The 12162-nt window shown below is 33.4% G+C and carries 8 protein-coding genes; 5 read left to right on the top strand and 3 right to left on the bottom strand.

Going from position 1 to position 12162, the window contains the following annotated elements; genetic code table 11:
• The first annotated feature begins 154 nt into the window (after positions 1-154).
• Entirely contained in the window at positions 155-3076 is a 2922-nt protein-coding gene (locus AC1RNE_RS03275) for a triple tyrosine motif-containing protein (RefSeq protein ID WP_492799612.1), read from the top strand.
• 103 nt (positions 3077-3179) lie between these two features.
• On the opposite strand, the gene msrB is transcribed toward AC1RNE_RS03275, so the two are convergent.
• The gene (gene msrB, locus AC1RNE_RS03280; protein WP_492799613.1) at positions 3180-3647 is read right to left on the bottom strand and encodes a peptide-methionine (R)-S-oxide reductase MsrB; all 468 of its coding nucleotides are present in this window, start codon (positions 3645-3647) and stop codon (positions 3180-3182) included.
• A gap of 251 nt (positions 3648-3898) precedes the next feature.
• A complete protein-coding gene (locus AC1RNE_RS03285) occupies positions 3899-5188 on the bottom strand; it encodes an MFS transporter (RefSeq protein ID WP_492799614.1) in 1290 nt (429 codons plus the stop codon).
• A 432-nt stretch (positions 5189-5620) separates the two neighbouring features.
• On the opposite strand from AC1RNE_RS03285, the gene AC1RNE_RS03290 reads away from it, so the two are divergent.
• The 4 genes from AC1RNE_RS03290 to AC1RNE_RS03305 all read left to right on the top strand — a co-directional run bounded on the left by AC1RNE_RS03290 (position 5621) and on the right by AC1RNE_RS03305 (position 10893).
• On the top strand, positions 5621-6337 hold the full coding sequence (locus AC1RNE_RS03290) for an SDR family oxidoreductase (RefSeq protein ID WP_492799615.1): 717 nt from the start codon (positions 5621-5623) through the stop codon (positions 6335-6337).
• A 119-nt stretch (positions 6338-6456) separates the two neighbouring features.
• Positions 6457-7026: a transposase gene (locus AC1RNE_RS03295; protein WP_492799616.1), complete on the top strand. Its 570-nt coding sequence runs from the start codon at positions 6457-6459 to the stop codon at positions 7024-7026.
• Between the two features lie 178 nt (positions 7027-7204).
• Entirely contained in the window at positions 7205-10288 is a 3084-nt protein-coding gene (locus tag AC1RNE_RS03300; RefSeq protein ID WP_492799617.1) for a lantibiotic dehydratase, read from the top strand.
• A gap of 158 nt (positions 10289-10446) precedes the next feature.
• Complete coding sequence (locus tag AC1RNE_RS03305; protein ID WP_492799618.1) at positions 10447-10893, top strand: MarR family winged helix-turn-helix transcriptional regulator; 447 nt, start codon at positions 10447-10449, stop codon at positions 10891-10893.
• A 154-nt stretch (positions 10894-11047) separates the two neighbouring features.
• On the opposite strand, the gene AC1RNE_RS03310 is transcribed toward AC1RNE_RS03305, so the two are convergent.
• A complete protein-coding gene (locus AC1RNE_RS03310; RefSeq protein WP_492799619.1) occupies positions 11048-12112 on the bottom strand; it encodes an asparaginase in 1065 nt (354 codons plus the stop codon).
• Positions 12113-12162: the final 50 nt, after the last annotated feature.

A 12162-nucleotide genomic window follows, 5' to 3' on the forward strand; every position in this document is an offset into this window, starting at 1 on the left:
TTGATTTTAAAAATCACTACGTTACCACTACTTTAATATTTACATCTATCTAGTTTTCAACACTTTAATCCATACAATTAATATAAATATTTGCATATAAAATTGTATCTTTGTAGCTACTTAGATGATTGCTTTAATTTATCAGTAGAAAACCATGAAAAACATTTCCTCCCTTATTAGGAGTTTAATAATATTATATCTTCAAATTGTTAGTAGTAATTTACTTTTTGCACAAGCTAAGCAAGAAGTAAATCAAGATAATTCTGTCAATGCCCAACCTGCTATTTTAAGTTTTGTAAAAAGTGATTTCAAAAGTGATTCGCACTTTAGCATCGGATGCGAGGCCAATGATGGCACCATGTTTTTTGGTAATTATGAAGGAGCTGTCAGTTATGATGGGAACAATTGGAAAAAGATATTTTTACCTAACAATTCATCTATCTATAGTCTAGTAAAAACAAAAAGCGGAGAAATTTATGCGGGAGGTTATAACGACTTTGGCACCTTAAAAAAAGACGTCTATGGAAAATATGTCTTTCATTCTATGGTCAATCAATTGAAATTATCTAACCGCAATTTTGAAAATATATGGAGAGCTAATAGCATAGGAGATTACATTATTTTGATGTCATACAACGAACTGATTGTTATTAATAAAAATGTAGCAACTATCATCCGTGCGCCAAAAACATTTGTGTATGGTAGCCAAATAGAAAATAACTATTTCATTCAAGACTATGAAAAGGGATTTTTGTCGCTAAATCTTTCAAGTAAGAAGTTAGAACCTGTTTTCCCTGCAAGCTATTTTAAAGACGAGGTTACTACAGCCATTTTACCTACAAAAGTGCCCGATGAAATATTGATAATGACACGTAGTGGAAAGATTTTTTTAGGGAATACACAAACCAAAAAGATAGCAGTTATTAAAGAGATATTTTCAGTAAACGATAATGACCAACTCAACTGTGGGATTCGGAAAAGTGATGATTTGTATTTAATAGGTACGCTAGGGTCAAAATTGTTGTGGTACGACTATAAAAGCAATACTTTGTCATACAATACTGAATTTCAGAATATTATCAAAAATAACCCTATTATCAATCTCTTTGTTACGTCAAAAGGTGACATTTGGGTATTAAAAAATAACGGCTTAAATTTTTTAATCTACAATTCATCCTATCAGAATATTTTTGACAAAGCCTCCATTTATGATATCCTGATTAAAAACAAGAAAATCTATTTAGCGACCAATCAAGGCATATTTTACTCGACTATTCCAGAAAATATTATGAGTAATAATTATGATTTTAAAGCCATCAATCAATTAAAAGGACAAACATGGACTATCCAAAGTTTTGGTGACGACATCATCGCTTCGCATAATATTGGTATTTTAAAAATCACGGATAATACCTATAAAAAAATTTCTACGCCATCTGGTTTTTGGAAAATAACGCCCATTGCCAATAAACCTAATTGGTATTTAGGGTCAAATTATAATGGGGTCTATTTGGTAAAAAAGAGCGGTAAGGAATGGTCTATTAATAGTAAAATTGAAGGATTTAATGAATCTACCCGTGATATTTCGCCAGATACCAGCCCCAATACTTATTGGGTTTGTCATGGGTATAAAGGGGTGTTCAGAATCAGAATAGATAACGATTATCAGCGTGTAGAATCCGTTGAAAACTATACCAATACCAATGGATTTATTTCTCCTTTTAATATCAATGTCCATAATTATGAAGGAAGAGCCATTTTTACAACCAATACTGGTATTTATCAATTTAATGAAAATACGAATTCGTTTGTACTCCATCCTACTTTAAATACAATTTTAAACCCACAAAAAAATACCCGAAAAATATTCAAATCTAAAGACAAAACATGGGCTATTGAGGATGATGAGTTAGGCTATTTTACAGAAAAAAATCCAGTGTTTGAAAAAAATACTTTTCTTAATTTGAAAGGAACATTTAATAAAGGCATGGAGGTAGTACTGCCTGTTGATAATGACAAAGTATTTGTTGGTACACACAATGGACTTTTTTTATATGATACAAAAATTCCGAAGCAGCAAAAACAGCCCCTTACTCAGATTAGTAGAATGTGTTATTTGATAGATCAAACAGAACATGAATTACCAATCAATCATACCAATAATGAAATAGATATTCCTAATGGTGCTGAAATCGTAAGAATTGAATTTGCTGTACCACAATTAATCTCCAATATTGGTGTTCAATATAGTTATAAATTGAACCCTACCGATAAAAATTGGTCTAACTGGACGACCAATTCATTCAAAGAATACACCAATTTGAGTCCTGGCACTTATGTGTTTACCTTGAAAGCACGAAACCTCCTCGGTGTTGAGGCAACCGAGGCGAAAATGATTTTTACGATAAAACCAAAGTGGTATCAAACTACTTTAGCCTATTTAGTGTATGTTTTTTTAGTCATTTTTGCATTAAGATATGCCTATTCGCTTATTAAGAAAAGGCTTGAAATAGAGCACCTTAAAACTAGAAACGAAATAGAAAAATCTAAAAAATTAATAGAACTAGAGCTTGAACAGCTAAAACTAAAAGAAGATAAAGCGCAAATTGATAAGTATACGGAAGAGTTGGATAGAGACATTATTATTAAGAGCAAAGAACTAGCCAATTATACATTAATGTTGAGCCAAAAAACGGAGGTTTTTCAAGATATAAAAACAGATTTACAAGAACTTAAGACTTTACTAAAAAGTGATGAATCGAAGAAAAAGTTATTGGATATTTACAAAAAGTTAAACTCGGAGAAAATAGGAAGTGATTTTATAGAAATTTTCGATGTTAATTTTGAAAAGGTAAACCATGATTTCTTTAAAAAACTAAAAAGTATTTATCCAGAATTATCTCAGCGAGAACTTAGGCTTTGTGCCTTTGTAAAAATGGATTTCAGTAATAAACAAATTTCGCCCCTTTTGAATATTTCAGCCCGAGGTGTTGAAACGGCTAGGTTGAAAATCCGCAAGAAATTACAAGTTCCCCATGAAGAAAGTTTAAGTGTGTTTTTGGAAAAGATTGTTTGATGATGTTGTATGGCATAATAAAACAAAACGAGGATAGTTTGATTTATCAGACTATCCTCGTTTCATATAAAAAAGCTCAAAGCTCACAACTGAAAGCTCAAAGCTAATTCTTACTCACTTTCTCATCTTTCTCAAAATCTAATGCGACAGAGTTCAAGCAATAACGTAAACCTGTTGGTTTAGGGCCATCTTCAAAAAGGTGTCCTAGATGTGCTCCACAACGACTACATAATATTTCTACTCTTTCCATGCCAAAACTATTATCGGCTACTTCCAAAATCGCATCTTTATGGATAGCTTTATAGAATGATGGCCAACCCGTTCCAGATTCAAATTTTGTTTGTGAGTCGAAAAGAGGAAGTTTACAACATACACACTTGTAAATTCCTTTTTCATGGTTTTTCCAATATGCTCCCGAACATGCTAACTCAGTACTTTTTCTTCTGGTTACTTTAAATTGCTCTGGCGTTAAGATTTTCATCCATTCAGCATCCGTTTTCACTACAGTAAATTTGTGGTGAGTAACTCCTGAAGACTCTTCCTGTGCGGTACAATTCGTTAATATTGACATGCAAGTAATTAATGTTATGATAATGATTTTCATTTCCTTATTCTATGTTTTAATGTATTTACTTTAATTACGAAAAAAGGAAGCATATAGTTTACGAGCTAATCTATATTTAACTATTATTTGTCCAAAACTGTCGGGGAGATGACATTTTTAGCGATAGCTCTAAGCTGTGAGCTATGAGCTATGAGCTATGAGTTTTTAATCTTGAGTTTAGAACTTATATATTATAGTTAAAGACTCATAGCTTATAGCTATCGATAAACCTTCTGCGAAGGCACTCTTGATAAAATCACTAAACCAATGATAAAGAAAACTGTGAGGAAAAGTACACTCATACGCATACTACCTGTTAGCTGATTGACCAAGCCAAACATAAACGTACCGATTACTGTTGAAAGTCGGTCGCAAACATCATAAAAGCTAAAGTATGAAGCAGTGTCTGTCGTTCCTTCTGGAATTAGTTTTGCATAAGTAGAGCGTGAAAGCGACTGTATTCCGCCCATTACAAACCCGATACCCGTTGCCAAAATATAAAACTGATTACGGGTAGTAACAAAATAGGCAGCAATACAAATAACTACCCAACAAACCACGATGATAGATAGCGATTTAGTATTACCAATGTTGCCAGAAATCTTCGCAAAAAGATATGCACCTACAATAGCAACAAGTTGTATCAATAGTACCGTTACAATCAATGCATCAGAAGGCAATTTTAGCTCTTCACTACCAAACAGTGCTCCAAGATACATGACAGTCTGTGCCCCCATATTATAAAAGAAGAAGGAACTTAGAAAACGTTTAGTATTTTTCAAATTCTCTAATTCATGAAATACCTTTTTTAATTCCTTAAACCCATTAAAAATCCAGTTGCCTCCATGTTTTTGAGCAGTAGTGTTATCGGGTAAATAATGAAAAGAATATTGAGCGAATACTATCCACCAAATACCTACAGTCAGGAATGAAATTCTTGAAGCCTCTCCCCCAGTAATGCCACCATACCATTCAGGTTTTAGCACCATCGTAAGGTTTTGAATTAATAATATCACACTACCGATGTATCCCATGGTAAAACCTCTGGCTGAAAGCCTATCGTATTGGTCTTCCGTAGCGATTTCGGGTAGATAAGAATTATAAAAAACGATACTTCCCCCCCAACCCACGATTGAAAATAAGAAAGCAAAAGTGCCTAAATAATAGCTCCCTTCCACAAAAAAATACATGAACATACAGCTAATAGCACCAAGGTAGCAATATAAACGCATGAACGCTTTTTTGTTGCCTGTATAATCAGAGATGGCCGATACTAAGGGAACAGAAAATGCTAGTAATAAAAAACCCACTGAAACTGCGTATGAATATAAAACGGTGTTTTCGAGTTGAAATCCAAAAAAATCTAAGGTTCTGCTTTTTGATGGCAACATTACTGCTGCAATAGGATAATAAATCGGGAAAATAGCGGAGGTAATGGTCAGAGAGTGTACAGAATTTGCCCAGTCGTACATTGTCCAGGCGGTTAAAGTTTTAGGATTATTCTTCATGGGTCGATTTAAGATATGATATACTCTGCATTAATTGATTGTAAGTATTTAGCAAATATAGTTGAATGTAATATTTTTTGCTTAAAAACCAGATTAGTCAATTCATTAAATTCACTAAAAATTTCTTCTTTAGTATGGGAAAATACTCCTTTTAGTTGTTTACTAGTAGAAAATACCTGTAAATTGGTCACTTTGTAACAAAATAATTTTATGTCACAGCAGTTTTTTCATCTTAAAACCCTGAACTCAACCATATTAATACTCGGATAGGAAACTTACATTTTGCGGGGAACATTATAGCAAAATGTTTGGAGGCTTTGTTAATCATCAAAATATTATTCAAAATAAGGATAAGAAGAATTATTGCTTCTATTAATTTTATCAACTTAGCGTGAAATATTTAACTATAATTCTTATAAACAAAAACAAATTATGTCACTTCAAAATAAAACCATTTTAGTAACTGGTGCAAGTAAAGGGATTGGTAGAGCATTAGCTTTATTGTTAGCCGATAAAGGGGTAAACTTGAGTTTAGTAGCAAGAAGCCAAGCTGAGCTTAATACATTGAAAACTGAAATAGAAGCTAAGGGTGCTAAGGCTGAAATATTTGTAGGTTCTGTAGGTGATGAGGCTTTCGTAAAAGAAACAATTACTTCTACCATTGGTACTTTTGGTAAAATCGATGCCTTGGTTAATAACGCTGGCTTTGGCGTTTTTAAACAGGCTACAGATATAACTACAGAGGAATGGGATGCTATTTATGAAACCAATGTAAAGGGTACTTTCCTGTTTTGTAGAGAGGCTATTCCATTCATGAAATCGGCTGGCGAAGGGCATATTATCAATATTGCATCAGACGTTGCCAAGCGTGTTTTTGATGGTGGTTCTTTATACTGTTCTTCAAAATATGCACAAGATGCTTTTTCTATGGCTCTTCGTAAGGAGGTTCGTAAAGATGGTATCAAGGTTTCGGTAGTGTATTCTGGTTTGGTGGATACTTATTTTCATACGCGTGCTGAAGGAGACCCACATCAAGCTCAATATTTGACTTCTCAAAATATGGCTGATACGATTACTTATATCCTAGAAGCACCTAAACATGTGGTGATTGATGAATTGATGATTCATCCTATGAGTCAAGAGTATTAAAAATAGGTAGGGACGAATTGCATTCGTCCGCGTGGTTGTGCAATTTGCGTAAAAGCGTTCGACGATGTGGACGAATGCAATTCGTCCCTACTTATTATATTGTAATAAATTTCTACACGATGATACACCACAAGAAAAAACGTAAAACTATTAGACTACAAGGTTATGACTATGCCCAAGAGGGATGGTATTTTGTTACTTTTTGTATTCAACATTTTGAAGAAATATTAGGAGAAATTAATCAGGGGGGTATTTTTACTCCTAATGCCTTGGGGAAAATTGTAGAAAATATTTGGATTGAAACACCTAAAATTCGTGCTAAAACTTCTTTGGATGTCTTCCAAATTATGCCCAATCATTTTCATGGTATTATAGTAATTGGATCGAAAGAAAACCTACCCAATATAGTCGGGTTTCCAGCTATTGATAGTACATTGGCTAAATTCGAGTCTCCCTCACAAACCATTGGTGCCATCATCAGAGGTTTTAAAGGTGCCTCAACCAAGCAAATAAGATTACTAACAAAAAACAGCGAGGAGAAAATATGGCAATCTAATTACTATGAACGAATTATCAGAGATGAAGAAGAATTAAATAAAATCAGAGCCTATATTAAGAATAACCCTAAGAAATGGCAAGAGGATAAAACATTTTTCAAAAAATTATTAAACAAAATGCAAAAACATTAAAGGTAGGGACGAATTGCATTCGTCCGCGTGGTCGTACAATTTGCGTAAAAGCGTTCGACGATGTGGACGAATGCAATTCGTCCCTACTGATATGTTGTTGTATTTATAAATAAATAATAAAATTTCAGGCATTAAACATTAATTTTGATGGTAACGTCAAACCAGTAATAAGCAGTTAATGTCAAATACGTATCAATTTCTGAAAAAACTTATTGTCAGAACACCATCACTACCATTTATAGATGATGTTTCAGAAGCATTTCTGAAAGATTTAATTAATCTTCCTACTTTTTCAGAAGCACTTTATCTAGCCTCTCCAGTCCTCTATAATGAAGCACTACTCTGGAAAGATGACAAAATATCAGACCCTAAGAAAGCCCAGAAAATAGCCTATTCAATCAGTAAATATTATAGCAGAATGAGTAGTAGATGTACTCCGTTTGGACTATTTGCAGGTTGCTCTGTCGTTGAATGGGATGAAGAAACCAACCTACAGCTAGCCTCTGAAAAGCAGAGAAGTACTCGTTTAGATATGCATTATGCTGGTGCTTTGGCACAAAGTTTATCAGAAATTCCGCTTATTAAAAGACATTTAAAGTATTATCCCAATTCAAGTATTTACCAAATTGGGAGTGAAATACGCTACATAGAATATAAGTATATTGAAGGACGAAGAACGCATCAAATCACCGCCTTTGAATGGTCTGAATATATCGCTTTGGTGCTAGATACTTGTAAAAGAGGTGCTAAAATACAGGAGATTGTACCCTATTTAATAGATGATGATATTTCGGAAGAAGAAGCAACCGACTTCATAGAACAATTGGTGGATGCTCAACTATTGGTTAACGAGTTGGAACCAGCCATTACAGGCGAAGGATTGACCCAGCAAATGTTGAAAGTTCTTCAAAATATTAAGGTCGAAGAACACTATAGCCCAATATTATTAAACATCGAAGCAAAGCTAAAAAACATAGACGCTCATCAATCAAATGATATAACTGCTTATCAGGAAATCATCGCATTGATTAAGCAAATGGATGTTCCCTTTGAAGATGGGAAACTATTTCAGACTGATTTGGTAAAGGTATTCAATCAAAAAAAACTTTCTTTTACTTATCAAGAACAACTAAGCGAAGTTGCAGAGGTTTTATTTCAGCTTGGTCAAAAGCCTGTCAATCCCATCCAAGAAGAATTTATTCAAAAGTTTTATGACCGATACGAAGGGCAAGAAGTTCCTCTTTTGGTAGCCCTTGATACTGAAACAGGCATAGGTTATGGGCAAACGGGAAAAAGCAATTATACCCCTATTGCCAATGGCTTTGAAATGCCGAGTATCGAAAAAGATGAAATAGTACTTCGTCAAAATGCTTTTAAGCAATACCTCTTCAAGCAATATTTAGTAGCAAATAAACAGGGCGCTTATGAGATAGCATTGAATGTGAAGGAATTACAGCATTTTCAACAAAAAAACTATAAAGCCCCAAGTTCTACTTCATTAATATTCCGCTTAACAGGTGACGAACAATATTCTATTTATCTTGAAAAATTAGGAGGAGCCACTGCCATGAGCTTATTAGGTAGGTTTGCACATACTGATGCTGAAATATTTAATATTACAAAAGAGATTGCACAGAAGGAACAAGCACTTAATCCTGAGGTAATCTTTGCAGAAATCATCCATTTACCCGAAAACAGAATTGGAAATATTTTACTTCATCCCGTTTTCTGGCCTTATGAAATTCCCTATTTAGCAAAATCATCATTGCCCGAGCAAAATCAAATTTTGTTAGAAGACTTAATGGTTTCTGTTAATTACAGCCAAAAGAAAATCAAGTTAATATCAAAACGACTTAATAAAGAAATTATTCCTAGATTAAGTAATGCCCATAGCTATTCGCTAAATGCGTTACCCATTTATTATTTCTTGTGTGATTTACAGGCTCAAAATCTTCCAATTTCCTTTAATATTTCTTGGAAAAATGTAGTACATAACGCTAAATTTCTACCAAGAATCACATTTAAAAATATTATCATAGAATCTGCCACATGGAAATTTGAGAAAGAAGATTATCAGGAGCTAATCAGTTGCTCTCCAGATAATTTATTAGCTTCCATCAAAGATTTCAGACAAAAATGGGGAATACCGACTCGCTTTGTATTAGCAGATTTTGATAATGAGCTTTTAGTAAACACTGATAATCTGTTGAGTGTGCAAACATGGTTGGATACTATTAAAAATAGAAAAGACATTGAATTAAAGGAGTTTTTGTTCAACCCAGCAAGTGATATTGTTATTAATCAAGATGGGGAGACTTTCACGAATCAATTTATTGCATCTTTAATCAATAAGAAAACTGTTTTTGAAGGTATTAATCCTATCAAAAAAGCGACTAATGACCCAACACGTAAATTTTCCTTAGGTTCTGAATGGCTATATGTAAAAATATATTCAGGGGTAAAAGCTGCTGATGATATTTTGACACAAGTCATAAAACCGTTGGTAGAACAATTCCTCGCAGAAAAGGTAATAGATAAATGGTTTTTTATTCGTTATCTCGACCCTGATAATCATATCAGAGTAAGGTTCCATTTTACGGATTTACAATATTTAGGTAAGCTAGTTATCGCCTTAAATGAAGCCTTAACAAATCTTGAAACAGAAGGAATTATCCGAAAAATTCAGTTTGATACCTATCAAAGAGAACTGGAAAGATATGGTGCCGATGCTATCGCTTTAGCTGAAAGTATCTTTTTCTACGATAGCGAAGCGATTGTAAAGCTATTAGAACAAACTTGGGGCGACGAAAGAGAACAAATTCGTTGGCAGTTTACTATTAAAATAATAGATGCTTATTTGAATGATTTTGAGTTTTCATTGAATCAAAAACTTGGTTTAATGACTCATCTTAAAGATAGTTTTGCAAAAGAATTCAACATGGATAAGCATCTGAAACTGCAAATGGATAAGCGTTTTAGAGAAAATAGAAAAACGATTGAAGGAATTTTAGCCAAAGAAATTGAGGAGGAATATGTTGTTCTTTTTGAAAGCATTCAACATAAAAGTGAGCTGATAAAAGCCTGTGTTAGCGAAATAAAAAAACTTAAAAATGAAAATGAGGTCGCTCAATTCTTAAGCGATACTATTCACATGACCGTCAATCGTTCTATTGCAGATAATCAGCGTTTTCATGAATTGATTATTTATGATTTTATGTATCGTTATTACCAAGCTGAAAAAGCAAAAAGTAAAAAAAGCTAAAATTGATTATTACAAATGTATTTTGAATTAAATTTAACTGTACTTTTGACTACTTAGTTTAATTAAAACCAATATGTTGATTAGTGTCTTATTTCATTTGAAAGTAGAGAAATGTTTTTTCTATCGACTTCTTTTCAATCTTCATTTTTTATTGTACAATGACTACAAATCCTGCTGATACCAGAGCTTACTTTTTTAAAATAGATACTACTATCAAAAAAATCAGGCTTTCTCTTCAAAAAAAATTAGACGATGCCAACATTGACCTTACTGTTGACCAATGGGTTTTATTAGATCATATCAAAAGACACGAAGAATTTGGTATTAGTCAGAATGAATTGGCAGAAATGACCGTGAAGGATGCTCCGACAGTTACACGAATCATTGATTTATTGGTAAAAAAAGGATTTGCCGAAAGAAAAATGGCTACTAGCGACCGTCGTAGATTTATGATTACGTTAACAGATGTAGGCAGAGAAATATTTGTGCAAGCTTTTCCGCTGGTTGTAGAAGTAAGAAGAAAAGGCTGGGGTGATTTATCAGAGGAAGATTATAAAACTTTCGTAAAGATTTTGGATGCTATTTATACTAATATTACGCACTAGTTAGTGTGACAAAATATTATTTACTCGCTGATTTTTGGAGATAAATACCGCTAATTTATGCTGAAAAATTATCATAAAATCTCCGTAAATCAGCGGTATTTATCTGTGCAATCTGCGAGAAAATTTTGTCTAAAAATTATAGATTTCTTATTTATTAAGACATTTCTCCTGCTATTGAATACCTCAAATTCTTCTTTTTCTCAGCAAAATAAGTATTTTGTCCTAATACATACATCAGCTTAGTAATAGCGGCCTCAGTCGTTAAATCTGCCCCACTTACTACGCCAATTTCTTGTAAATACTGGCTGGTTTGATAATGCCCTTGCGTTACTCTGCCCCCATTGCACTGAGATACATTATAAATAATAATTCCTTTGTCGATAAACTCCTTCATCAAGTCTAGAAACCATTGTACGGTTGGTGCATTACCCGAACCAAAGGTCTCCATCACAACACCTTTTAATCCCTCAATACCCAATATACTTCTAACTACTTTTTCAGAGATTCCTGGAAATATTTTCAAGATTACTACATTTTCATCCAAACAGTCATGCACAATTAATTTAGCATTAGGATGATGGTGCTTGATATAAGGTTTATTATATTCAATTTTCACCCCTGCTTCTGCCAAAACTGGATAATTCTCTGACTCAAAAGCATTGAATTGAACACTCTCGTTTTTTCTTGCACGATTGCCCCTTAATAATATTGAATTAAAATATATACATACCTCAGAAATAACAGGAGCATTATTAATTCGGTCGGCTGCAATTTCAAGAGCCGTAATAAAATTCTCTTTTGCATCTGTTCTAGCCACTCCAATAGGCAACTGAGCTCCCGTAAGAATAACAGGCTTGTTGAGGTTTTCTAATAAATAACTCAAAGCCGAAGCGGTATAAGCCATCGTATCCGTTCCGTGGAGAATTACGAATGAATCGTACTCATGGTATTTTTCACCAATGATTTTGGCTAAAGTAATCCAAACCGTAGGATTCATGTTAGAAGAATCCAATAAATTATCAAAAGTAAGTACTGAAATATCGAAATCTAAACGAGCCATTTCAGGCAAATTTTCAGGAATCTGGGCAAAATCAAATGGTACTAAACCATCAGATTTTGCATCATACACCATTCCTAAAGTTCCTCCTGTATAAATAACGAGTACTTTTACATCGCCTTTGCCATGAGCTTTCGTGTTGATTTTTATAATATTATACATGTTTGCTGAATGAATTATAAATGGTAAATATAAGTTTTATACAAAGAAGG

Source organism: Arcicella sp. GW822-FHT02H01, assembly GCF_058802005.1.

Coding starts and splice junctions, on each gene's coding strand:
- msrB (WP_492799613.1), bottom strand. CDS start 3,647: ATGTCAATATTAACGAATTGTACCGCACAGGAAGAGTCTTCAGGAGTT.
- AC1RNE_RS03305 (WP_492799618.1), top strand. CDS start 10,447: ATGACTACAAATCCTGCTGATACCAGAGCTTACTTTTTTAAAATAGAT.
- AC1RNE_RS03300 (WP_492799617.1), top strand. CDS start 7,205: ATGTCAAATACGTATCAATTTCTGAAAAAACTTATTGTCAGAACACCA.
- AC1RNE_RS03310 (WP_492799619.1), bottom strand. CDS start 12,112: ATGTATAATATTATAAAAATCAACACGAAAGCTCATGGCAAAGGCGAT.
- AC1RNE_RS03290 (WP_492799615.1), top strand. CDS start 5,621: ATGTCACTTCAAAATAAAACCATTTTAGTAACTGGTGCAAGTAAAGGG.
- AC1RNE_RS03275 (WP_492799612.1), top strand. CDS start 155: ATGAAAAACATTTCCTCCCTTATTAGGAGTTTAATAATATTATATCTT.
- AC1RNE_RS03285 (WP_492799614.1), bottom strand. CDS start 5,188: ATGAAGAATAATCCTAAAACTTTAACCGCCTGGACAATGTACGACTGG.
- AC1RNE_RS03295 (WP_492799616.1), top strand. CDS start 6,457: ATGATACACCACAAGAAAAAACGTAAAACTATTAGACTACAAGGTTAT.